Raw genomic sequence first — 22,229 nt, forward strand, 5'->3', positions numbered from 1 at the left:
AGGCTTCAGCCGCTGAGACAGCGGGCGCGGGCCCGCAGGAAGACCTCTTCGGCGAGCACGCGGTCGTCCGGATGAGGGGTCCGGTACGCCCACGGCAGGGTCGTGTAGTACGGGCCGAGCGATTCGAAGACCCGGGCCGCGTCGGTGAAGCGGAGGGCTCCGAAGAGGGCGTGCGCCAGGTGGTTGAGGTCGAGCAGGGAGGCCTCGTCGGTGGCGCAGAAGAGGAACCAGGTGTCGAGGGCGCGCTGGGCCTCGCGGACGGCGTCCTCGGCGACCCAGTGCAGGTCCAGGGCCCGCTCGTGGCCGCGCTCGCGCCGGTATCGCTCGACGCGCACGTACAGCGGGAGGACGTGCAGGGCGGAGCCGACGGGCGCCGAGGAGGCGGCCCAGTGCGCGTAGTTGACGGCCTCGGAGAGCGGTCCCGGGCGTCGGGCGTACACGAACTGGAGCATGCGGTGGTGCGCCTCGCGGTTGTGCGGGTCGCGCTTCTCCGCCTCGGCGAGCAGGCCCCAGGGGCCGGGCGGCAGCATGGGGGCCGGCGGGGACAGCCGGTGCTCCTCCATGCGCTGGCGGCCGTCGAGGGCGGCGAGGGCGATCAGTCCGACCCAGGGCACCGGGTCGTCGGGGGCCAGGTCGGCGGCCTCCCGGCACGCGGTCCAGGCCTCCTGCCAGAGCTCCCGGGTGCGGGCGTGGCCGGCGCGGTGCGCGCGTACGGCCCGCTCGACGGTCACCCGGCTGTGCATGACGGTGGCGGCCAGGCTCCCGGGCTGTTCGGTCCGCCACATGTGGACGACGTCGGTGCCCGCGGCGACGGCGGCGAGGACCTGGGTGCGCCGGGTCCAGCCGTCCCAGCCCGTGGTCTCGTCGAGGAGCCGCGCCATCGCCACCCAGCGTCCGGTGCGTAGGTCCTGGGCGGCGTTGCGCAGGGCGTGGTCGTGGCCCGCGGGGTGGTAGACGGGCCGGAAGCCGTGTCCGGCCATCAGGGGGTGGTGCGTGGTGTGGATGACATGGGTCCTCGGTGGATGGGAGGGGGTGGTCAGTCCCCCGGCGGGCGTCCCGGCCGTTGATCGGCGATCACTATAGAGGGCTCTGGATCCGACCGGTCCACTTTCTTTCCTGACGGTAATTATCAAGCCAAGGACTGAATTTGACTCACTGTCAGGTTCGACGGCGGACCTGACGTGATCACCCGCCGAGGCTTGACGGAGCGCCACGACGACGGCACCCTGACCCTTTTCGGTGATCGGATGATCACCGAACGTCCAGGGACAGGAGCAGCACGATGACGGGCGGCCCGGTACTCGCCGTCGACCAGGGCACCTCGGGCACCAAGGCCCTCGTCCTCTGCCCCGAGCGCGGAGTCATCGGCAGCGGTACGGCTCCCGTACGGCCCCGGTATCTGCCGGGCGGTCTGGTCGAGGTCGACCCGCGTGAGCTGTACGACTCCGTGGTCACCGCGGGCCGCGCGGCACTCGCCGAGGCCGGCGCACCGGTCGTCGCCGTGGGGCTCGCGAATCAGGGCGAGACGGTCCTCGCCTGGGACCCCGCCACCGGTGAGCCGCTCACCGACGCCCTGGTCTGGCAGGACCGCCGAGCGGCCTCCGTCTGCGCCGAGCTCGACGCGCACGCCGAGCGGTTGAGGCACCTGACCGGACTCCCCCTCGACCCCTACTTCGCCGCTCCGAAGATGGCCTGGATCCGTCGCCACGCCACCGGCGCCGGCGTCGTGACCACCAGCGACGCCTGGCTCGTCCACCGCCTGACCGGCGCTTTCGTCACCGACGCGGCGACCGCCGGACGGACCGGACTCCTCGACCTCGACACCGTCGCCTGGTCGGAGGCGGCCCTCGACCTGTACGGCCTGGGCGGCGAACGGCTCCCCCGGGTCGTGGACTGCGACGCGCGCGTCGGCACCACCACCGCCTTCGGTCCGGCGCTGCCGCTCACCGGACTGCTGGTCGACCAGCAGGCGGCGCTGCTCACCCAGAGCGCCGACGACCCGGCCGCCGCCAAGTGCACGTACGGCACCGGCGCCTTCCTCCTCGCGCAGACCGGCCCCGCACCCCGGCGCGCCTCCTCGGGTCTGGTCAGCTGTGTCGCCTGGCGGCTCGGCGGACGGGTCGCCCACTGCCTGGACGGCCAGGTGTACACCGTCGCCTCCGCCGTGCGCTGGCTCACCGACCTCGGCGTCATCGGCGGGGCGGCCGAGATCGACCCGGTCGGCGGAGGGGTCCCGGACAGCGGCGGCGTCGCCTTCGTGCCCGCGCTCGCGGGGCTCGCCGCCCCCTGGTGGCGGGGCGACGCGCGCGGCTCGCTCACCGGGCTCGGCCTGGACACCACGCCGGGCCATCTGGTCCGCGCCCTGTGCGAGGGCATCGCCGCGCAGGTCGTGGAACTCGCCTCGGCCGTGGCCTCGGACCGAGGCGCGCCGCTGACCTCGCTGCGCGCCGACGGCGGCCTCACCCGGTCCGCGCTGCTCATGCAGACCCAGGCGGACCTCCTCCAACTGCCGGTCGAGGTCTCGTCGTTGCCCGACGCCACGGCGCTCGGCGTCGGGGCGGTGGCCCGGCTCGGTCACGACCAGGGGCTCACGCTCCGCGAGGCCGTACCGGGGTGGAAGCCCTCGGCCGTGTACGAACCCCGGATCTCGGGCGACGAGGCGGGCGAGCGCCTCGCCCGGTTCCGGGCGGAGGTGGCGGCGCTGGTCGAGCGCACGGGCCCGGGTCCCGGGGCGCCGACGCACGAGGGGTCCGGGTCCGGGTCCTCATGAGTGTCACCCGCACCGGCCCCCTCCCCGAGGGCTCCGACGCGACGTACGACGTCGTGGTCGTCGGCGCGGGGGTCGTCGGCTCCGCGATCGCCCGGACGCTGGCCCGCCACCCCCTGCGGGTCGCCCTCGTGGAGGCCGCGAACGACGTCGGCGACGGTACCTCGAAGGCCAACACCGCCATCCTGCACACCGGTTTCGACGCCCTGCCGGGCACCCTGGAGGCGCGCCTCGTCCGCGAGGGCTACCGCCTCCTCTCCTCGTACGCCCAGGAGACCGGCATCCCCGTGGAGCCGGTCGGCGCCCTGCTCGTCGCCTGGGACGAGCAGCAGCGGGCCGCCCTCCCCCGCCTCGCGGAGAAGGCCGAGCGCAACGGGCACCGCACGACCCGACCGCTCACCGCCTCCGAACTCCTGGCACGCGAACCGCATGTGGGACCGGGCGCGCTCGCCGCGCTCGAAGTGCCGGGCGAGTCGGTGATCTGCCCGTGGACGACCACCCTCGCGTACGCCACCCAGGCCGTCCGCTCGGGCGTCGACCTGCACCTCGGCTGCCGGGTGGAGAAGGTCCGCCCGGGCGATCCGTACCACCGGCTGATCACCCGGCGCGGGGTGCTGCGGACCCGGCACCTCGTCAACGCCTGCGGTCTCCACGCCGACGCCTTCGACGCGCTCGTCGGCCGCGAGGACTTCACCGTCACTCCGCGCCGGGGGCAGCTGCTCGTCTTCGACAAGTTCGCGCGCGACCTGGTGCGGCACATCCTGCTCCCCGTGCCGGGCCCGCTCGGCAAGGGCGTGCTGATCGCGCCGACGGTGTACGGGAACGTCATGCTCGGGCCCACCGCCGAGGACCTGGACGACAAGACCGCCACCGGCACGACGGCCGAGGGACTCGCCGGACTCCGCGAGCAGGGCGGCCGGATCCTCCCCGCGCTGCTCGACGAGGAGGTCACCGCCGTCTACGCGGGGCTGCGGGCCGCCACCGGGCAGGAGGACTACCGGATCGCCGCGCATCCGGCTCTCCGGTACGTGACGGTGGGCGGGATCCGGTCCACCGGGCTCACCGCCTCCCTGGCCATCGCCGAGCACGTCCGCGGGCTGCTCGCCGACTGCGGTCTCGCCCTCGGGCCCGAGCGGCCCCTCGCCCGGCTGCGGATGCCGAACCTCGGCGAGGCCTTCCCCCGCCCCTACCGGGACGCCCGGCTCATCGCCCGAGACCCGGACTTCGGTGCCATCGTCTGTCACTGCGAGCGGGTCACCCGGGGCGAGATCCGGGCCGCGCTCACGTCGACCATCCCGCCGGGCGGCCTCGACGGACTGCGCCGCCGCACGCGCGCGCGTGGGGGCAGGTGCCAGGGGAACCACTGCGGCGCCGAGGTACGGGCGTTGTTCGAGGAGCACGCCGAGCACCGGGAGGGGACGCGGTGAACGGTACGGGCATGGTCGTGCGCGTACGAGGAGGAGCCCGGTGAACCGTACGGTCGACGTCCTCGTGGTGGGCGCCGGACCCGCCGGCCTTGCCGCGGCCGCGCGCCTCGCCGCGGCGGGCGCGGGGCGCGTCGAGGTCCTGGAGCGGGAGCCGGCCGCCGGCGGGGTCCCCCGGCACTGCGCCCGTCCGGGATTCGGCGCGGACGGGCGGGGCCGCCCCCTGGACGGTCCGGGCTACGCGCGCCGCTCGGTGCGCGCGGCGCTGCGCGCCGGGGCCACGGTCCGTACGGGCGTGTCCGCCACCGGGTGGGCGGGGCCGCTCACGCTCGACGTCACCGCGCCGACCGGGCTCGAACGCGTCCGGGCCCGCGCGGTCGTCCTGGCCACCGGGGCCCGCGAACGCCCCCGCAGCGCGCGGCTCGTCCCGGGGTCGCGGCCCGCCGGGGTCCTGACCACGGGCGAACTCCAGCGGCTGGTCCTTCGGTTCGGGGAGCGGCCGGAGCGCGTCGGGCGCCGGGCGGTGGTCGTCGGCGGCGATCCCGTGGCCCGCGACGCCGTGCGGACGCTCCGCGCCGCCGGCGTCGAGGTGGTGGCCGTCGTCTGCGAACAACCGGCGAGGCGGACGGCGTTCGGTGCTGTCCCCGTGCTCACCGGCGCGGTCGTGTCGGAGCTGCTCGGCCGCGGGCGGCTGACCGGGGTCGCGGTCCGGGGCGGGGCGGACGGTGCCACGCGGCACACGCTGCGGTGCGACACCGTGGTCTTCACCGGGGACTGGATCCCGGACCACGAACTCGCCCGCGCCCGCGGGCTGCCGCTCGCGCCCGGCACGCGGGGCCCCGCGACGGACGGCGCGTTCCGCACCACCGCACCCGGGGTGTTCGCGGTCGGCAACCTCCTGCGCGGCGTGGAGCCCGCGGTGGTGGCCGCCGCCGAGGGGCACGCCGTGGCGGCGGCCGTGATCGACCTGCTCGGAGGAGAGCCCTGGCCCGAGCGTGTCGTGCCGGTGGGAGTACGGACGGGAGGGCCGGCGGGTTCGGTGGGAGTGCCGGCGGGATCGGCGGGGCCGCTGCGGTGGGTGACGCCCGGTCTGCTCGGGCCGGTGGCCACGCCGCTGCTCGTACGGCCGGAGCGCCGGCTCGTACGCCCGGTCCTGACCGTCTCCCAGGACGGCGTGTCGCTGCGGCGGATGCGGGTGGGCGGCTCGCTCGTACCGTGGCGTTCGGTGCGGTTGGCGAGGCGGTGGGCGGACGGGGTGGACCTCGGGGGCGGTCCGGTGGTGGTCAGCGCCGAGGAGTGACACGTGCGGCGGAGGACCTTCGGCCAGACTTGCCCGCATGTCTGACAAACGCAGTGCGGGTCTGCTCGTCTTCCGCCGCACGACGGATGGTGGCGGCGTCGAGGTACTCATCGGTCATATGGGCGGGCCCTTCTGGGCGTCGCGCGAGCAGTCGGCCTGGTCGATCCCCAAGGGGGAGTACGAGCCTGACGAGGCCCCGCAGGCGGCGGCGAGCCGCGAGTTCCTGGAGGAGCTGGGGCTTCCGGCGCCCGAGGGCGCGTGGCTCGACCTCGGCGAGAACCGGCAGCGCAACGGAAAGCTCGTCACCATCTGGGCCGTCGAGGGGACACTCGACCCGGCCGCGATCGTGCCGGGCACCTTCACCATGGAATGGCCGCCGCGCTCAGGCGTCCAGGGCGAGTTCCCGGAGATCGACCGGGTGGGCTGGTTCGCCCCGGAGGCGGCCGCGCCGCTGCTCGTGGAGGGTCAGCGGGTCTTCCTGGAGCGGCTGGTGGAGCGGCTCGACGGGCGGGGCTGAGGGCGATTGTCAGACCCGTACGAGAGGGTGGTGAGCGCCGAACTGTCGAGAGGGAGCCCGACATGACCACGACCACGATCACCGCGAGCGAGCGCGCGGCCGCCCAGGCGTACCTGCGGCTGCTCGAATCCACCCAGGCCGTGCTGACCGATCCCCAGCTCGCCCCGTACGCGGGGGTGATGCTCACCCACCCGATGGCCGAGGCGGACGAGGCGCTCCGCGCGGCCGGCCTCGTGGGGAACGAGGCGCGGCTTCTGCGGCTCGTCTCGTCCCTGCGCACCTCCCCCGCGTCCGCCTGGGGGCGGGCCGGGTGAGGAGGGGCCGGGTCCGGAGGGAGCCGAGTGAGGGGGCGGCCCGCCCCGCCCCCGCACGGCTCGGGGGCCGTCAGCCGCCCGGCCGGACCGGGAGCGTCCTGACGCTGTTGCCGACGAATCCGGCGTGGCGGGGCAACTGCGGCTCCGGGACGGCCAGGTCCAGCTCCGGGAAGCGGGTGAAGAGCGCCTCCAGGGCGATGGTGGCCTCCATCCGGGCGAGCGGGGCGCCCAGGCAGTAGTGGGGGCCGTGGCCGAGCGACAGGTGCTTCACCGTCGCCGTACGGGTCAGGTCGAAGCGGTCGGCGTCCGGGCCGTGGGCCTTGGTGTCCCGGCCCGCCGCCGAGTACCCGGCCAGAACGGGCGTGCCCCGCGGGATGAGGGTGCCGTCGACGGTGAGGTCGCGGGTCGGATAGCGGAACGGGAAGTAGCTGACCGGACTGTCCCAGCGGAGGGTCTCCTCGACCACGTCCGCCCAGGTCGCGCGGCCCTCGACGACCAGGGCGAGCTGGTCGCGGTGGGTGCAGAGCGCCCGGACCGCGTTGGTGAGCAGGTTCAGGGTGGTCTCGTGGCCCGCGACGATCAGCAGGAGCAGTGTGCCGATCAACTCGGCCTGGTCGAGCCGGTCGCCGTCCTCGTCCCGGGCGGCGATGAGCGCGCTCGTGAGGTCGTCGCCGGGGGCTGCGGCCTTGTCGGCGGCGATGGAGGCGAGGAGTTCGACGAGTTCACGGTTGGCCGCGACGGCCTGCGCGGGCGTGGTGTCGGTCGCGACGACCAGGCTGGAGAGCTGGTGCAGCCGGTCCTGGTGGGCGGCGTCGACGCCGAGCAGTTCGCAGATGACGCCGAGCGGCAGCGGAAGCGCGTAGTGACGGCGCAGGTCGGCGACGCCGTCGCCGGTCCTGGCCGCCTCGGCGAGCCCGTCGAGGAGCCCGGCGGTGACCGCCTCGACGCGCGGGCGGAGTTCCTCCACGCGGCGGGCGGTGAAGGCGCTGCTCACCAGGGTGCGGAGGCGGCGGTGGTCGGCGCCGTCCGCGGTGATCATGCCGGGCACGGTGGCGAAGGTCCGCAGGGGCCAGCCGTCGGGTATGCGGCCCTCGGCGAGTGCGGTGAAGTGCTGGGGGCCCTTGGCGACGTCGGGGTGGGAGAGGAAGTCCCGGAGGGCGTCGTGGCCGAGGACCGCCATGCCGTCGATCTCTCCGGGGAGCACCACCGAGGCGACGGCGCCTTCGGCGAGGAGGCGGGCGTTGTGCGCGTGGGGGCAGCGGCCGGAGGGGTCCATGCGGTGGGCTGGGCGGGGGGCGGGTGCGGGCAGTGCGTTCACTTCGGCAGCTCCTGTCTGGGGGCCCTGACGGGCGGGACCGGGGCGGTGCGGGGCCTCCGGGGTGCGGGGGCCTTGTGGTGCGGGGCCAGGCGGTGCGGGTTTCAGGGGTGCGCGGCCTGGGGGCGTAGGCGCACGCAGGCGTGCCGTCCCGTGTGCCCACCCGTCCCGTCCTGCGGGACGCTCGCCCACACCGGGGGTGTTGGTGTGCGCTGAGCCTACGGTCGATTCTCGTCTGTACGGGGGGTGTTGAGTGGCGCGTCGGCGCCTCGGCCCAGGAGTTCGGCCAGGCCCCGGCGGGTTGCCGCCACGACGACCCGGTCGTCCGGTTTCAGGACGCGGTCGGGGTCCAGGCGCCAGGCCTGGCCCGTACCGGATCTCGTGCCGCCGCCGTCCAGGGCGATGACGCGCCACTTGCCCGGGTGGAAGGCCTCCGCCACGGTCAGGCCGTCCAGGAGCGGGTGGGCCGCGACGTCCACCGCGGCGAAGAGCAGGACCCGGCGCTCGACCGGTACGGCGCCGAGCACCTGACGGCCCAGCATGGCGCCCGCGAAGGCGGGTGCGGCCAGGTGGGAGACGCTGCGGCTGCGGGTGAGGGCCGCCGGGTGGGCCGTACGGAGCGTACGGAAGACGGCCGTGGCGAAGTCGTCGTCGTACAGGCGCAGGACGACCCTCAGGTCGGGGCTGACGGCGCGGGCGGAGAGCGCCGCCTCCAGGTTGGTGATGTCGACGCTGGTCAGGGCGAGCAGGGCGTGGGCGCGGTCGATGCGGGCGGCCTCCAGGACGCCCTCCTCCGTGACGTCGCCGATGACGGTGGGGACGCGCAGCCGTCGGGCGACGGCGATGCCGCGGGCCTCCGGATCGGACTCGACGCAGACCACGGGGATGTTCAGCCGGCGGAGCCGGGCGAGGACGCGGGTGCCGACCTTGCCGAGGCCGAGCAGGACGACATGCCCGGAGAGTCCGCGCGGCGGGCGGCGCAGGGTGGTCGCCGTACGGAAGGTGCCGAGGCCTTCGATGAGGGCGGCGACGATCACCGGCAGCAGGAGCAGTCCGACGAACCCGGCGAGGATCTGGAGGACCTGGCGGCTGGTCGACTCCCCCACGGCCGGGTCGCCGATGGCGAAGATGTCGAGAAGCGTCAGATAGGCGGCGTGCAGCGGGTGGTCGCCGGTGGTGAAGGTGGAGGCCAGGGCGAGCGCGAGGACGGCGGCGGCCGCCCCGGCCAGGGACCAGCGCAGCCGGCGCGAGAAGAGCGAGGCGACGGGCAGCGCGGAGGCCGCGAGCCGCGCGGACGCCAGGGCGGGGCCCGCCGCCGTGACCGCTTCGAGGGTGACGGCGGCGCGGCCGGTGGCGGCGGCCACCGTGCGGTCGTCCGGCAGCAGCCGGGGGCCCGCGTCGCCACTCCGCTCGGAGCCCTCGCAGCCCGCCGGGTCGCCGGCCGTGGCGGAGAGCAGGGCCAGGGTGCACAGGCCCGGATCGGGGGCCTCTCCGGCGGCCGGCAGCCTCTCCACGGCGTGCAGGAGCAGTCCGCCGGCCTGGACCACCTTGCTGGTGCCCGCGACCGCGGCCGCGGCGAGGCCGGGGGCGGCGGTGTCGACGTCCGAGAGGACGGTGGTGGCGGCGTCCAACTGCGCGGGGTCGAGGCCCGGTTCGGCGACGGCGGCGGCCTGGTCGAGGAGGGTTTCCAGGTGCTGGCCGAGCTTGCGGTTGTAGAGGCGGATGACGAGGCGCAGCCGGGGGTTGAGGCGGCGGGCGGTGAGTGCGGCCCGGATGTTGGTCTCGTCGTCCTCGTGGACGAGGGCGAGCGCGGCGGCCCGCTCCACGCCGGCGTCCGTCAGGGCCCGGTCGTCGGCCTCGGCGGACTCGACGACGCGCAGGGTGCCGGTGGGTTCACCGCCGTCCGCGCCGGCAGCCGTCGGGGCGGCCGGGACGGAGGTGCCGGGAGCGCCCGCAGGTGCGGTGGTGCCCGTGGTGCGGATGACGGCGGCCGTGACGCGTCCGAAGAGGGCCAGCGCCCGGCCGCTGCGGGCGGCGGGCGTGCGCGGCGCGTCGGGCCGTACCGGCACGAGGAGGGTGACCCGCTCCCCGTACACCTCGTGCAGCTCGCCCGCGAGACGGTGGGCGAGGGCGTCGTCCCCACAGACGATCATGTGCCCGGCGGCGGCCTGACGCGGCTGCCGCTCGGCGCGGAAGGCGGGCGCGCCGAAGGGACCGCCGCCGGAGGTCCCCGCGGACCTGGCGGGGCCGGGAACGGACCGGGCGACCGGTTCGGCGGGAGACGCTCCGGCACTCTCGGCCGGAACGCCGTTGCTCTGGTACGGGTGTGAGGGCACGTCACAAGCATGCCCTGCGCCACCGACAGCGGGCCGGGGAGGGCGTCACCACCCGGCCGGGCTCACGACTCGCCGCCGTACGCCACGCCCGCTACGCCGGTCGGCGCACTCCGATCTGCGCGTTCCGCGCCTCCTTCCTACGGTTACTGAATGATCGTCACGTCAGCTGTCCGTCATGCTGCCGCCGGTACCGCGGCGGTGCTGCTCGTGCTGCCCGCTCCGTCGGCCACGGCATCTCCCGTCATCTCGACCGCGACCGTCACCTCTTCCTCGGGGTCTCCGGGGACCTCCCTCCGGGAGCCCACGCCGCCCTCGCACCAGTACCTCGACCGGGCCCGGCTCGACCGGAAGGGCACCCAGGTGCAGCCACTGCCCGGCGCGCCCGAGGTGCCCTCGCTGTCCGCGCTGTCGTGGGTGGTCGCGGACGCGTCCTCGGGCGAGGTGCTGGCCGCGCGCGACGCCCACCGGAAGCTGCCGCCGGCCAGCACCCTCAAGGCGCTGTTCGCCCTCACGGCGCTCCCCCACCACGAACCCTCCGAGCAGCACACCGTGGCCGATTCCGAGCTGACCGGGATCGGGGACGGCAGCAGCCTGGTCGGGGTGAAGGAGGGGTACACGTACAAGGTCTCCGACCTGTGGAACGGCGTCTTCCTCAGCTCCGGGAACGACGCGGTGCACGTCCTGGCCGCGATGAACGGCGGCTGGGAGTCGATGTCCCGGCAGATGCAGGAGAAGGCCAGGTCACTGGGGGCCCTGGACACCCAGGTGGTGTCCCCCGACGGTTACGACGCCCCGGGGCAGGTGTCCTCCGCGTACGACCTGGCGGTGTTCGGCAGGACCGGGCTCCAGGACCCCGCGTTCGTCCGGTACTGCTCGACCCGGTACGCCGACTTCCCGGCGGGCTCCTGGTCGTACGGCATCGCCAACACCAACCGGCTCCTGACGGGCGCGAACGGAGTCGACCGCTACCCGGGACTCATCGGGATCAAGAACGGCTACACGAGCAACGCGGGCAACACGTTGATCTCGGCGGCCCGGCGCGGCGACCGGACGCTGGTCGTCTCGGTGATGAACCCGCAGAGGGGCGGCGGACTCGCCGTGTACGAGGAAGCGCGCGAACTCCTGGACTGGGGCTTCGAGGCGGCGGACCGGGTCCAGCCGGTGGGCTCGCTGCTCCCCGTACGGACGAAGGCGGCGGCCGTTTCGGGCAATCGTGCGGTGGCGGTGGCCCGTGAGAACCGAGACGCGAGGGCGGACGTCCGGGTGCCCCGGGCCGGAGCGGAGGCCGCGGCCGCGGCCGCGCCCGCCGAGGACCCCGCGCGCGGGGAGGAGCCGTCGGGCGCGTCGGCCGGTCTTCCGCTGGCCCTGGTGGGCTCGGCCTGCGCGGCGGCACTCGCACTGTGGGGATGGCGGCGCAGGACGGCCCACCCCCGGACGGGCTGACGTAAGGGCGCGCCAGACCGGGCGGGCCGAGCCTGGCCGGACCGGGGCCGGGGCCGGCCACGCCGAGCCGGACCAGACCGGACCGAGCCTGGTCAGGCCGGACCGGACCGCGTCCCAGCCTGTCGGCGACCGTTCGGTGGGCGCCGCACGATCCCGCTTCTAACCTGCGGGAACGCCGTCCGGGGCACGCTCGGACGGCTTCCCCAGGGAGTGATGTGATGGCGGACACGACGCTGGTACGGCGGATCGCCGAGCGGTTCCGCGAGGTGAACGGCGACCATCCGATGACCGCGGCCGACGACGCGTACGTCACCGCGCAGTTCGTTCCCCTGGAGGCCCTGTGCGGCTCGCTCGGGCGGGACTCCGACGCGGCCCGGCGGCTGATGCTCGGGCGCGTGCTTCCGCTGCCGGGCTATCTGCGCTCCGACGGTGCCGAGATGGTGCCGCGCGATCTGTTCCGCCTCACCGAGGCGGCGGGCGGCTCCGAGCGGCTGCACGCCTGGTTCACCGCCCACTGGGAGGACCGGGCGCGGGGGGAGGCCGAGTGGGAGGCGTATCTGAGCGGCCAGTACGTCTGTCTGCACACGGTGACGCCGGCGCACATACGGCGCAAGGACGAGCTGACGGCGGAGATCACCGAGGCGCTGGCCGCGGCGACAGCGACAGCGACAGCCCGAACGGCGGACGGGACCTCGGCCCGATCGGCGGGCGGGGTCTCGGCCGGATCGGCGGGCGGGGTCTCGGCCGGATCGGCGGGCGGGGTCTCGGCCGGATCGGCGGGCGGGGTCTCGGCCGGATGGACGGACGGGGTCGGCCCCTCCCCCGAGTGGCGCGCCGCGCTCCACGCGCGCGTGGACGAGCTCGACGCGCTGGAGCCCGCTTTCACGGCGTACGACCGGCTGCGCTTCGGCGGGCCAACCTCCCGGGACACCTGCGTGGACGCGCCGCGCGCCCTGTTTCCACGCGTCGGCCCGGCAGCCTGAGAACACGGGCCGCCGGGCCGCCATCGGACGTCGGAACTCGCCGTCAGGCGCCCACGTACGCCGCCAGGTGCTCGCCCGTGAGCGTCTTCCGCGCGGCCACCAGGTCGGCGGGCGTCCCCTCGAAGACGATCTTGCCGCCGTCGTGACCGGCGCCGGGGCCGAGGTCGATGATCCAGTCGGCGTGGGCCATGACCGCCTGGTGGTGCTCGACGACGATGACCGACTTTCCGGAGTCCACGAGCCGGTCGAGCAGGCCGAGCAGCTGCTCGACATCGGCGAGGTGGAGACCGGTGGTCGGCTCGTCGAGGATGTAGACGCCGCCCTTCTCGCCCATGTTCGTGGCCAGCTTGAGCCGCTGGCGCTCGCCGCCGGACAGCGTGGTGAGCGGCTGGCCGAGGCTGAGGTACCCGAGACCGACGTCCGCGAGGCGCGCGAGGATGCGCTGCGCGGCCGGGGTGCTCGCCTCGCCCGAGCCGAAGAACTCCACGGCCTCGGTCACCGACATCGCGAGCACCTGGCTGATGTCACGGCCGCCGAGGAGGTATTCGAGCACGGAGGCCTGGAACCGCTTGCCCTCGCAGTCCTCGCAGGTCGAGGAGACGCCGGCCATGATGCCGAGGTCGGTGTAGATGACGCCCGCGCCGTTGCAGGTGGGGCAGGCGCCCTCGGAGTTGGCGCTGAACAGGGCGGGCTTCACCCCGTTGGCCTTGGCGAAGGCCTTGCGGATCGGGTCGAGCAGTCCGGTGTATGTCGCCGGGTTGCTCCGGCGCGAGCCCCGGATGGGGCTCTGGTCGATGGAGACGACGTCGTCGCTCGCGGGGATCGAGCCGTGCACCAGCGAGCTCTTGCCGGAGCCGGCGACGCCGGTGACGACGGCGAGGACGCCGAGCGGGATGTCGACGTCGACGTCGCGCAGGTTGTGGGTGGTCGCGCCGCGGATCTCCAGGCTGCCGGTGGGTTCCCGCACGGTGTCCTTGACGCTGGCCCGGTCGTCGAAGTGCCGGCCGGTGACGGTGCCGCCGGTCCGCAGCCCGTCCACGGTGCCCTCGAAACAGACGGTGCCGCCCGCCGTACCGGCCCCGGGGCCGAGGTCGACGACGTGGTCGGCGATGGCGATGGTCTCCGGCTTGTGCTCCACGACGAGCACGGTGTTGCCCTTGTCCCGCAGCTGCAGGAGCAGCTCGTTCATCCGCTGGATGTCGTGCGGGTGCAGGCCGACGGTGGGCTCGTCGAAGACGTACGTGACGTCGGTGAGCGAGGAGCCGAGGTGGCGGATCATCTTGACTCGCTGCGCCTCGCCGCCGGACAGCGTGCCGGCGGGCCGGTCGAGGGAGAGATAGCCGAGGCCGATCTCCACGAAGGAGTCCAACGTCAGCTGGAGCGCGGTGAGCAGCGGCGCGACCGAGGGCTCCTTCAGGCCGCGGACCCACTTGGCGAGGTCGCTGATCTGCATGGCACAGGCGTCGGCGATGCTGATCCGCTTGATCTTCGACGACCTGGCGCCCTCGGCGAGGCGGGTGCCGTCGCACTCGGGGCAGGTGGTGAAGGTGACGGCCCGCTCCACGAAAGCCCGGATGTGGGGCTGCATGCCCTCCTTGTCCTTGGCCAGGAACGACTTCTGGATCCGCGGGACGATCCCCTCGTACGTCATGTTGATGCCCGCGATCTTCATGCGGGTGGGCTCGTGGTGGAGGAAGGCCTGGAGTTCCTTCTTCGTGTACTTGCGGATCGGCTTGGCCGGGTCGACGAGGCCGGATTCGGTGTAGAGGCGGTAGTTCCAGCCGCCGGGCGTGTAGCCGGGGATGGTGAGCGCGCCCTCGTCGAGGGACTTGGAGTCGTCGTAGAGCTGGGTGAGGTCGATGTCGGAGACCGTGCCCCGGCCCTCGCAGTGGGGGCACATGCCGCCGGTGCGGTTGAAGGTCGCCTTGACGGTCTTCTTGTCGCCGCGCTCGACCGTGATGGCGCCGCGCGCCGTGACCGAGGGGACGTTGAAGGCGTACGCGCTGGGCGGGCCGATGTGTGGCTTGCCGAGCCGGCTGAAGAGGATGCGGAGCATCGCGTTGGCATCGGTGGCGGTGCCGACGGTGGAGCGGGGGTCGGCGCCCATGCGCTGCTGGTCGACGATGATCGCGGTCGTCAGGCCGTCGAGCACGTCGACCTCGGGCCGCGCCTGGGTCGGCATGAAGCCCTGGACGAAGGCGCTGTACGTCTCGTTGATCAGCCGCTGGGACTCGGCGGCGATCGTGTCGAAGACGAGCGAGCTCTTGCCCGAGCCGGAGACGCCCGTGAACACCGTGAGCCGGCGCTTCGGGATCTCGATGCTGACGTCCTTGAGGTTGTTCTCCCGCGCGCCGTGCACACGGATCAGATCGTGCCGGTCGGCCGGGTGCGGCTGCTTGTCCGCCCTGGGGGCCTTGCTCATCGTCTCTCCAGCTGTCGCGCGGGGCTGAAAAACGGACCGGCGCGGTGCGGCGTGAGCGACGGCGGCCGTATCGCGAGGTCCATGGCAGCCACGCTAGCGGCGGCCGGATGCGGACGCTTCTCAAATCCTGATCGAATGATCCTGGTCGAACGGTCCTGACCGAGCGGTCCTGACCGCGTGGCCCTGACCGAGCGGTCCCGACCGCGTGGCCCTGACGGGCAGTCCTGATCGACGACCCGATCGACGACCCCGATCAGGCCCCCGGCAGGCCCTCCAGGGAATGGCGCGACGCCGGGCGGGTTCCGGCCACATAGTGCTCGGCCGCATGGACGGCCTCGCGTGCGGTCCGTTCCCCCATCAGCACGCACAGCGTGTACGCCGTGTCCTCGAAGCGCCGACGTGCCGACAGGTCGCACGGCCTGGCCAGCACGGTCCGCTCCTGGGCGCGGTAGTGCCGGAGCAGCCGGTCGACCGTGTTCCTGTCGGGCAGCAGCATCGCGTCCTCCTTGTCCTTCTCCTGAGTCGCTCCATACTCCCGGTCGTCGGCCACAATCGCGACCGACACGGACACGCTGGGTGACGGACGGGTGTCCGGGACGCCCCCGGAGTGCGGTTCCGACGCCCATGGCGGAGGGTCGGAGACATGAACCCGAGCGAGATCTCGCGGGTGGTCGTCACCGGCGCCACCGGCAACGTGGGCACCAGTCTGGTACGGCTCCTGGCGCGCGAGCCGCGCGTCGGCTCGGTCCTCGGTCTCGCCCGGCGCCGGCCGGGCCTCGAACTGCCCGGGGTGGAGTGGGCCGAGGTGGACCTGTCCCGGGAGGGCGACGAGCCGCTGCTCGCGCGGCACGTCGCCGACGCGGACGCGGTGGTGCACCTGGCCTGGCGGTTCGGGCCGACCCACGATCCGGTGGAGACGTGGCGGACCAATGTGCTGGGCGCGGTGCGTGTCTTCGAGGCGGTCGCGGCGGCGCGGGTGCCGGTCCTGGTGCACGCCTCCTCGGTGGGGGCTTACTCGCCGGGGCCGGCCGGCGGTGCCCCGGTGTCGGAGGCGTGGCCGACGCACGGCTGGCCGGGTGCGGCGTACACGCGGGAGAAGGCCTATCTGGAGCGGGTCCTGGACACCTTCGAGCGGGACCATCCGCTGATCCGGGTGGTCCGGATGCGTCCGGCGTTCCTCTTCAAGGAGGAGTCGGCGAGCGGGCAGCGACGGATCTTCGCGGGGCGTTTCTTCCCCGGGCAGCTGATGCGGCCCGATCTGCTGCCGCTGCTCCCGGAGTTCGACGGGCTCCGCTTCCAGGTCCTGCACACCGAGGACGCGGCGGACGCCTACGGGCGGGCGCTGCTGCGGGACGTCCGCGGCGCGTTCAACCTGGCCGCGGAGCCGGTGATCGACGGCGCGGTCCTGGGCGAACTCCTCGACGCCAAGCCCGTGCGGGTGCCGGCGGGCGCGGTGCGGGGCGCGCTGGCGGCGGCCTGGCGCCTGAGGCTCGCCCCCGCGTCCCCCGGCCTCTTCGACGCGATGCGGCACATGCCGCTGCTCGCGACGGAGCGGGCCCGGAAGGATCTGGGCTGGGAGCCGTCGAGAAGCTCCGTGGAGGCCCTGGAGGCGTTCCTGCGCGGCGTCCGTGCGGGCGCGGGCGACGACACGGGCCCCCTCGCCGGTCACCGCATCGGCTGACCAGGGTGGCCAGGAGCCCTGCTCCCCGGCCACCCCGCGTCGCGTCCGGTGGTCCTGCGCCCGCGCGCCGGGCGTCAGTCGGTCGGGCCGGACCAGTCGACGAGGCGGATGCCGGCGCCCGCGGCCTCGCGGCCCCGGCAGTGGGTGCGGTGGCGGCGCAGGATGCCGTCGATGTCGAGGCGGTGGGCGAACTCGGGGCGCGCGGCGAGGCGTCGGGCGTAGGCCCAGAGGGCCGGGTATCCGGCGACCCGGTCCATCGCGGCGGCGTCCAGGTGCCAGCGGTGGACGGTGTCGAGCTGGACCAGGGTGACCCAGACCTGCACGTCGGCCGCGGTCGGCGCGTCGCCGAGCACGTACGGGTGGCGGGCGAGGCGGCGTTCCAGGGAGCCGAGGGCCGCGAAGAGGACCGTGAGGGGGTCGTGGTGGGCGGCCTCGCCGTCGAGTCCGAGCTCACCGGCGCGCTGGGCGGCCCGGTTGATGCTCCGCTCGCACAGGTCGGTGATCGCCTCTATGTCGCCGCGGTGCTCCTCCGGCAGCAGCTCGGGGCCTTCGCCGCGGAAGCGGAGGGCGAGGTCGCGCAGGATGTCGGGGACGTGGGTGCTGACGATCCGTCCGGTCCACCCGTCGCTGAGGACGGGCGCCGCGGCCGGCCCGTCGTAGAGGTGCGCGCTCGCCTCGTACAGCGGGCGGAGGGCCGCGTACCCGCCGTCGGGCGTGTCGGGGCTCTCGGGCAGTACCGAGAGCGGGAGCGTGTCGTCGAGTCCGAGCAGGCTGTGGGTCAGGGCGATGCTCAGACAGCCGGGGTCGTACGGGGCGACATGGAGGCGGTAGCGGTGCGGTACGGCGTAGTGGCCGCTGTGTACGTCGCGGCCGATCCGGCCCCGGAAGGCGGGCACGGCGGAGCCGGGCAGCAGCGAGGAGGGGACGACGGACATGCTTCTCCCTTGAGGGTGCTCGGTGCTGGGTCCGGGCGGCGCGCGGCGCGGCGCCGGTCGCGGCAGCGCGACCACGGCACCGGCCCCACGAGGCCCGGAGGCAGCAGAGGTACGGGAAGAGGAGGAGAGGGGCGCGGCGCTGCGCCCGCGGGGGCGACGCCCCCTCGGCGGACAGACCCTCAGCGGGTGGGGTGAACCACCCGGCGGTGCCCGCGACTCGCCGCGCTGCAGACGCGCAGCAGGTCGATGTGCCGGCGGGACGTGAGGGGCAGGGAGCGCGGGAGGGGTGCGGCGAGTGGCGTGTCGCGTCGACCGCTGCGTCCCATGGTTCCCTACCTGTTCGCTCGGCTTCCCCGTCCTGAGTGTCCGACCGCCCCAGGACGACGTCAAGGGTGCGGTACGGGCCACCTACCGGAAGCGTGCGGAATAATGCGCGCATGCGCATTTCAGCCAGGGCCGACTACGCGGTGCGTGCCGCCCTCCAGCTCGCCGCCGCCCAGGACGCGGGTCCGCTGAAGGCCGAGGCCATCGCCGAGGGCCAGGGCATCTCGCACAAGTTCCTCGAAGGCATCCTCGGGGACATGCGCAAGGGCGGTCTCGTCCAGAGCCAGCGCGGCGGCAACGGCGGTTACTGGCTGGCCAGGCCCGCGGAGTCGATCTCGGTGGCGGAGGTCATCCGCTGCGTGGAGGGACCTCTGGTCTCGGTCCGCGGGGAGCGGCCGCCGGACCTGTCGTACACCGGTCCGGCCGAGTCGCTGCTGACTCTCTGGATCGCGCTCCGGGCGGGCGTCCGCGAGGTGCTCGGGGTGTCGCTCGCGGAGGTCGCGGCTGCCCGGCTGCCCGACACGATCGTCGCGCTCGCGGACGACCCGGAGGCCTGGACCAACCCCTGACCCCTGGGGGGGGTGGCGTGCCCATCCGCCAGGGCTCGCGGTGTGTTCGACAGGGCACCCCCTCGGGCCAACCCCGCACGACCTGCGGCAATGTGACCCGTTCTCACTTCCCGAGACGACCTTGTCCAGCTTACGGACGCCCCTTGGGGCAACGGCCTCCCCTCTGCCACTATCCCTACTATTCCAGTGGGGATACGAGGAACCATGTGAGGTGACGTGAGTACGCCGAGGAAATCGCCGAAGAGACCAGCGATACGCACCGCCTCCGCACCGGCCGCGGGCCCTGTCGCACGACCCGCCGAACGGCCCGGCGAAAGCCCGGTCGACCGGCCCGCCGACGACGCGATCTGGCCCCGCGTCACCCGCGAGATCGCCGACGACCTCGCCGTGGACGCCCTCGCCAGGGACCGGGCGGGCAAGGCACCGTTCGACGAGGTCGCCCGGCTCCAGGAGGCCGGCCTGCCCGCCCTCCTGACGGCCCCGGGCCCGAACCGGCGGGGCGCCGACTGGCAGGCGGCGTGTGCGGTCGTACGGGAGATCTCCGCCTCCGACAGTTCGGTCGGCGAACTCCTCGCCCACCACTACGCGCTGTCCTGGAGCAGCCGCTTCTTCGGCGGCCCCGCGCGGGACGCGCGCGCCCCCCTCGCGAACGGCCACCCGCTCGACGTCCGCACCACCGAGGGACGCTGGCTGCTCGCCGGAGGCATCGAGGCACCGCGCCCGGAGACCGGCGCCGGCCTCACCCTCACCCCCGCCGACTCCGGCGGCGGCTGGATCCTCGACGGGAGCCGTACCTTCGCGTCCGCCGTGACGGTCGCCGACCGGCTCGTCGTCGGGGCCCGCCCCGGCGGCAGCGGCGACCTCTTCGTCGTCCTGGTGGACCCGGCCGACCCCGGGGTGTTCACCGACGCCGGGACGGAACGGGTCGGCCAGCGGCTCGCCGGCGCGGGCACCGTCACCTTCGACCGGGTCCCCGTGGCACCCGAGGACGTCCTGGGCGCGCTCCCCCACGACGAGCACGCCGTCGCCCCCTTCTCCACCCTCGCCCCGCTCGCCCTGCGCCTGCTCCTGGTCCACGTCGGACTCGGCATCGCCGAGGGGGCGCTCGCCGAGGCCAGGGACATCAGCCGCGCCGGTCACGCAGCACCGGCACCGGCCGATCGCTCCGGCGGCGCCTCCGACGGCTCCGCACCGGGCGGCGCCGGGGACGACCCGTACCTCCTGCTCGCGTACGGGGAGCTGGCGACGGCCGCGCACGCCGCCGCCGCCGTGGTGGAGCGGGCGACGGACGCGCTGACCCACGGTCTGCTCGCCGGCTGGTCGCTCGGCGTGGAGGAACGCGCCGACATCGCCGTCCTGGTGGCGGCCGCCGAGACCGTCACCGGCCGGGCGGCCGTGCACATCACCACCCGCATCCTCGAACTCGTCGACGGAACGGCGGGCGCCGACGCCCGGGCCGGCGGTCCCGGCTTCGACCGCTTCTGGCGCAACGCCCGCGCGCTCACCGCCCCCACCCAGGCGGCCCATCGGCTGCGCGACATCGGGGACCACTACCTCAACGGCACCCACGCGCGGCTGACCCTGCTCGCCTGACGCAGGGCCGCGAGCCCGGCCCGACCGACAAGACGCCCCCGGGGAGACGAAGGGACGGACGGACCGGCATGTCGGGACGTCCGGCCCTCTCGCCGGGCGGCCGAAGGGCCCAAGCTGGAAGGTGCGGGTCCGGCCGTCCGGCGGGCCCGACACGGCAACCCACGGAGGCAGCCTGATGAGTCGTGAGATCGTCGCAGGAGTGGACGGATCCCCCGAGAGCCTCGCCGCGGCGGACTGGGCCGCCCGCGAGGCGCTCCACCGGGACCTCCCGCTACGGCTCGCGCACGCGTGGCGCTGGGAACCGATCGACCTCCCCCTGGTCCAGGACCGCGCGAGCCAGGAACGGGTCGCGGACGCCGTCCTGCGCGAGGCGGAGGCCACGATCGGCGGGCGCTATCCGAAGCTCGCCCTCACCGCCGAGGTGCTGAGCGACACGCCGGTCGCCGCGCTCCTCGGCACCGAGGAGCGGGCCGAGATGCTCGTCATCGGCTCGCGCGGCCACGGGGCCGTCGCCGGGTTCCTGCTCGGCTCGTACGGCCAGCAGATCATCGCCGACGCCACCCGCCCCGTGGTGGCCGTCCGGTCCCGCGACGGCGATCCGGCCGAACCGCCCACCGGACACGTGCTCGTCGGGCAGCTCGGCGGCCCGGAGGACAGCGCCGCCACACTGGGCTTCGCCTTCGCGACCGCCGCCGCGCGCGGGGCGTCCGTGCGGGCCGTGCGCGCGTGGAGCCTGCCGGCGCTCTACGCGTACAGCCCGGCCTCGATGCGGCTCGCCGACGAGGCCGGCGGGCTGGTCCCGTACGAGGAGAAGGCGCTGCGCGAGGCCCTCGCGCCCTGGCGCGAGCGCTACCCGGACGTGCCGGTCACCGAGCACGTCGAGCTGGGCAGCGCCGGCCAGGTGCTGCTCTCCGCCTCGGGGGCCGCCCAGCTCCTCGTGGTCGGCCGGCGGGCCAAGCGGGGAGCCGTCGGGCCGCGGATCGGGTCCGTGGCGCACGCGGCCCTGCATCTCGCTCCCTGTCCGGTGGCGGTCGTCCCGCAGGGCTGAAAGGGTGCGATACAGGTTGACGCGCGGGGTTGACGCGTCAGGTTGACGAGGAGTGTCGGGGTGGCCGGGGCCGGAAAGTGTTACCGCCGTCGCCCCGGTGGCTCTCCCCAGCGCCGGACCGTTCGGCGACCACGGCGAGAGAGCGGAGCTCCATGCGGCACCACGACCGTCCCGGTCACCCCGGCGACCCCGAACACACCCCGCACCCCCACGATGCCGTACGGGACCTCGCGGCGGATCCGCGCGCGGCGGACGATCCCGCGGGCGAGGACGCGCGCGCGGCGGCGGACGCCCCGGCGGCACGCGTGAGCGGGCGGCACCGCAAGGGCGGCCGGGCGGGACGGCGCGCCGCGCGCCGGCCGTCCTTCCGGACCGCCGTCACCGTCGCCGGATCCGCGGCCGCCGTCCTGACGGTGGCCACCGGCATGTACGTCGCCTCCCTCGGGACCGGCGGCACGACCGCCGTCCCCTCGGCCGCCGAGCCGGTCGTGGCCCTGCGTCCCACCAGCGCCGGGGCCGGGGGCGCGGACGCCGCACCGGAGTCCGTACGGGAGGCGGGGAGCGTACGACAGGCCGGGAGCGTGCGGGAGGTGGAGGCCGTACGGGTGGCCGGGCCGACCTCTTCGGGCCCGTCGGCGCCCTCGACCGCCGCCGCGCCCTCCCCCCGTACGGCGGGGAAGGCACCGGCCGGCTCCGCACCGGCGGCGCCCCGGCCGGAGACACCGCCCAAGGCGGAGTCGGAGCGGCAGCGCGGGCCCCGCCCCGAACAGGCCCCGGAACAGCCGGGACCGGCGCAGCCCGAGGGGCGGCAGCAGGAGCGGCGGGGTGCGGCCCCCGTGGCGGAGGCACCCGCGGGAAAGGCCGCGCGGTTCGTCCAGGACGTCATCGCGCTCGCCAACGCGGAGCGGGAGCGAGCCGGTTGCGGCCCGCTGCACTCCGAGAACCATCTGCGGACCGCCGCTCAGGGCCACGCCGACGACATGTCCGCCCGCGACTACTACGAGCACGACAACCCGGAGGGCCGCGACGCGGGCGACCGGATGACCGGCGCCGGGTACACGTGGTCGACCTGGGGGGAGAACATCCACCGCGGGCCGAAGACCCCGGCCCGGGCGATGGAGGACTGGATGGACAGTCCCGGCCACCGGGCGAACATCCTCAACTGCGCGTTCAAGGACATCGGCGTCGGGGTGACGCTGACGGCCAACGGCCCTTGGTGGGTGCAGAACTTCGGCGCGCGGCGCTGAGCCGCCGACCC

General features: G+C 74.7%; 18 protein-coding genes. 12 read left to right on the forward strand and 6 right to left on the reverse strand.

Annotation, left to right across the window (positions count from 1 at the left end):
• Positions 1–5 precede the first annotated feature (5 nt).
• A complete protein-coding gene (locus tag ACIP8Z_RS02760; RefSeq protein ID WP_402077835.1) occupies positions 6–980 on the reverse strand; it encodes a hypothetical protein in 975 nt (324 codons plus the stop codon).
• A gap of 302 nt (positions 981–1,282) precedes the next feature.
• Between ACIP8Z_RS02760 and ACIP8Z_RS02765 the strand changes: the two genes are divergently transcribed.
• The 5 genes from ACIP8Z_RS02765 to ACIP8Z_RS02785 all read left to right on the forward strand — a co-directional run bounded on the left by ACIP8Z_RS02765 (position 1,283) and on the right by ACIP8Z_RS02785 (position 6,322).
• The gene (locus ACIP8Z_RS02765) at positions 1,283–2,770 is read left to right on the forward strand and encodes an FGGY family carbohydrate kinase (RefSeq protein WP_402077836.1); all 1,488 of its coding nucleotides are present in this window, start codon (positions 1,283–1,285) and stop codon (positions 2,768–2,770) included.
• Complete coding sequence (locus ACIP8Z_RS02770; RefSeq protein ID WP_402077839.1) at positions 2,767–4,194, forward strand: FAD-dependent oxidoreductase; 1,428 nt, start codon at positions 2,767–2,769, stop codon at positions 4,192–4,194. Before ACIP8Z_RS02765 ends, ACIP8Z_RS02770 begins: the two co-directional genes overlap by 4 nt.
• A 40-nt stretch (positions 4,195–4,234) precedes the next feature.
• Entirely contained in the window at positions 4,235–5,491 is a 1,257-nt protein-coding gene (locus tag ACIP8Z_RS02775) for an FAD-dependent oxidoreductase (RefSeq protein ID WP_402077842.1), read from the forward strand.
• A gap of 37 nt (positions 5,492–5,528) precedes the next feature.
• Complete coding sequence (locus ACIP8Z_RS02780) at positions 5,529–6,008, forward strand: NUDIX domain-containing protein (RefSeq protein WP_402077844.1); 480 nt, start codon at positions 5,529–5,531, stop codon at positions 6,006–6,008.
• Positions 6,009–6,070: 62 nt separating this feature from the next.
• Positions 6,071–6,322: a hypothetical protein gene (locus tag ACIP8Z_RS02785; protein WP_319312056.1), complete on the forward strand. Its 252-nt coding sequence runs from the start codon at positions 6,071–6,073 to the stop codon at positions 6,320–6,322.
• A gap of 70 nt (positions 6,323–6,392) precedes the next feature.
• On the opposite strand, the gene ACIP8Z_RS02790 is transcribed toward ACIP8Z_RS02785, so the two are convergent.
• A complete protein-coding gene (locus ACIP8Z_RS02790) occupies positions 6,393–7,598 on the reverse strand; it encodes a cytochrome P450 (protein ID WP_402078890.1) in 1,206 nt (401 codons plus the stop codon).
• A 257-nt stretch (positions 7,599–7,855) separates the two neighbouring features.
• Positions 7,856–9,790: an NAD-binding protein gene (locus ACIP8Z_RS02795; RefSeq protein WP_402078892.1), complete on the reverse strand. Its 1,935-nt coding sequence runs from the start codon at positions 9,788–9,790 to the stop codon at positions 7,856–7,858.
• A 333-nt stretch (positions 9,791–10,123) separates the two neighbouring features.
• On the opposite strand from ACIP8Z_RS02795, the gene ACIP8Z_RS02800 reads away from it, so the two are divergent.
• Both ACIP8Z_RS02800 and ACIP8Z_RS02805 read left to right on the forward strand, forming a co-directional pair.
• Positions 10,124–11,416 carry a D-alanyl-D-alanine carboxypeptidase family protein gene (locus ACIP8Z_RS02800; RefSeq protein ID WP_402077847.1) on the forward strand — a complete coding sequence of 431 codons (1,293 nt, stop codon included), beginning with the start codon at positions 10,124–10,126 and terminating at the stop codon, positions 11,414–11,416.
• Positions 11,417–11,634: 218 nt separating this feature from the next.
• The gene (locus ACIP8Z_RS02805) at positions 11,635–12,399 is read left to right on the forward strand and encodes a DUF6058 family natural product biosynthesis protein (RefSeq protein ID WP_402077849.1); all 765 of its coding nucleotides are present in this window, start codon (positions 11,635–11,637) and stop codon (positions 12,397–12,399) included.
• A 43-nt stretch (positions 12,400–12,442) separates the two neighbouring features.
• On the opposite strand, the gene ACIP8Z_RS02810 is transcribed toward ACIP8Z_RS02805, so the two are convergent.
• Entirely contained in the window at positions 12,443–14,821 is a 2,379-nt protein-coding gene (locus tag ACIP8Z_RS02810; RefSeq protein ID WP_402077852.1) for an ATP-binding cassette domain-containing protein, read from the reverse strand.
• Between the two features lie 253 nt (positions 14,822–15,074).
• Positions 15,075–15,386 carry a DUF5133 domain-containing protein gene (locus tag ACIP8Z_RS02815; RefSeq protein WP_402077854.1) on the reverse strand — a complete coding sequence of 104 codons (312 nt, stop codon included), beginning with the start codon at positions 15,384–15,386 and terminating at the stop codon, positions 15,075–15,077.
• A 78-nt stretch (positions 15,387–15,464) separates the two neighbouring features.
• Here ACIP8Z_RS02815 and ACIP8Z_RS02820 point away from each other — a divergent pair, with 78 nt between their 5' ends.
• A complete protein-coding gene (locus tag ACIP8Z_RS02820) occupies positions 15,465–16,502 on the forward strand; it encodes an NAD-dependent epimerase/dehydratase family protein (RefSeq protein ID WP_402077856.1) in 1,038 nt (345 codons plus the stop codon).
• A 74-nt stretch (positions 16,503–16,576) separates the two neighbouring features.
• On the opposite strand, the gene ACIP8Z_RS02825 is transcribed toward ACIP8Z_RS02820, so the two are convergent.
• Positions 16,577–17,437 carry a glutathione S-transferase C-terminal domain-containing protein gene (locus ACIP8Z_RS02825; protein ID WP_319312050.1) on the reverse strand — a complete coding sequence of 287 codons (861 nt, stop codon included), beginning with the start codon at positions 17,435–17,437 and terminating at the stop codon, positions 16,577–16,579.
• Positions 17,438–17,874: 437 nt separating this feature from the next.
• Here ACIP8Z_RS02825 and ACIP8Z_RS02830 point away from each other — a divergent pair, with 437 nt between their 5' ends.
• The 4 genes from ACIP8Z_RS02830 to ACIP8Z_RS02845 all read left to right on the forward strand — a co-directional run bounded on the left by ACIP8Z_RS02830 (position 17,875) and on the right by ACIP8Z_RS02845 (position 22,218).
• Complete coding sequence (locus ACIP8Z_RS02830) at positions 17,875–18,330, forward strand: Rrf2 family transcriptional regulator (RefSeq protein ID WP_073902335.1); 456 nt, start codon at positions 17,875–17,877, stop codon at positions 18,328–18,330.
• 216 nt (positions 18,331–18,546) lie between these two features.
• The gene (locus tag ACIP8Z_RS02835) at positions 18,547–19,923 is read left to right on the forward strand and encodes an acyl-CoA dehydrogenase (RefSeq protein ID WP_402077860.1); all 1,377 of its coding nucleotides are present in this window, start codon (positions 18,547–18,549) and stop codon (positions 19,921–19,923) included.
• Positions 19,924–20,098: 175 nt separating this feature from the next.
• A complete protein-coding gene (locus ACIP8Z_RS02840) occupies positions 20,099–20,971 on the forward strand; it encodes a universal stress protein (protein WP_402077863.1) in 873 nt (290 codons plus the stop codon).
• 152 nt (positions 20,972–21,123) lie between these two features.
• On the forward strand, positions 21,124–22,218 hold the full coding sequence (locus ACIP8Z_RS02845) for a CAP domain-containing protein (protein WP_402077865.1): 1,095 nt from the start codon (positions 21,124–21,126) through the stop codon (positions 22,216–22,218).
• Positions 22,219–22,229 lie beyond the last annotated feature (11 nt).

This window comes from Streptomyces sp. NPDC088553, from assembly GCF_044752965.1.
Lineage (GTDB): Bacteria > Actinomycetota > Actinomycetes > Streptomycetales > Streptomycetaceae > Streptomyces.

What these genes read in the sequence shown, in the direction of transcription:
- ACIP8Z_RS02760 (WP_402077835.1), bottom strand. Translation starts at nt 980, where the DNA reads ATGGCCGGACACGGCTTCCGGCCCGTCTACCACCCCGCGGGCCACGAC.
- ACIP8Z_RS02765 (WP_402077836.1), top strand. Translation starts at nt 1,283, where the DNA reads ATGACGGGCGGCCCGGTACTCGCCGTCGACCAGGGCACCTCGGGCACC.
- ACIP8Z_RS02770 (WP_402077839.1), top strand. Translation starts at nt 2,767, where the DNA reads ATGAGTGTCACCCGCACCGGCCCCCTCCCCGAGGGCTCCGACGCGACG.
- ACIP8Z_RS02780 (WP_402077844.1), top strand. Translation starts at nt 5,529, where the DNA reads ATGTCTGACAAACGCAGTGCGGGTCTGCTCGTCTTCCGCCGCACGACG.
- ACIP8Z_RS02785 (WP_319312056.1), top strand. Translation starts at nt 6,071, where the DNA reads ATGACCACGACCACGATCACCGCGAGCGAGCGCGCGGCCGCCCAGGCG.
- ACIP8Z_RS02790 (WP_402078890.1), bottom strand. Translation starts at nt 7,598, where the DNA reads ATGGACCCCTCCGGCCGCTGCCCCCACGCGCACAACGCCCGCCTCCTC.
- ACIP8Z_RS02795 (WP_402078892.1), bottom strand. Translation starts at nt 9,790, where the DNA reads ATGATCGTCTGTGGGGACGACGCCCTCGCCCACCGTCTCGCGGGCGAG.
- ACIP8Z_RS02800 (WP_402077847.1), top strand. Translation starts at nt 10,124, where the DNA reads ATGATCGTCACGTCAGCTGTCCGTCATGCTGCCGCCGGTACCGCGGCG.
- ACIP8Z_RS02805 (WP_402077849.1), top strand. Translation starts at nt 11,635, where the DNA reads ATGGCGGACACGACGCTGGTACGGCGGATCGCCGAGCGGTTCCGCGAG.
- ACIP8Z_RS02810 (WP_402077852.1), bottom strand. Translation starts at nt 14,821, where the DNA reads ATGAGCAAGGCCCCCAGGGCGGACAAGCAGCCGCACCCGGCCGACCGG.
- ACIP8Z_RS02820 (WP_402077856.1), top strand. Translation starts at nt 15,465, where the DNA reads ATGAACCCGAGCGAGATCTCGCGGGTGGTCGTCACCGGCGCCACCGGC.
- ACIP8Z_RS02825 (WP_319312050.1), bottom strand. Translation starts at nt 17,437, where the DNA reads ATGTCCGTCGTCCCCTCCTCGCTGCTGCCCGGCTCCGCCGTGCCCGCC.
- ACIP8Z_RS02830 (WP_073902335.1), top strand. Translation starts at nt 17,875, where the DNA reads ATGCGCATTTCAGCCAGGGCCGACTACGCGGTGCGTGCCGCCCTCCAG.
- ACIP8Z_RS02840 (WP_402077863.1), top strand. Translation starts at nt 20,099, where the DNA reads ATGAGTCGTGAGATCGTCGCAGGAGTGGACGGATCCCCCGAGAGCCTC.
- ACIP8Z_RS02845 (WP_402077865.1), top strand. Translation starts at nt 21,124, where the DNA reads ATGCGGCACCACGACCGTCCCGGTCACCCCGGCGACCCCGAACACACC.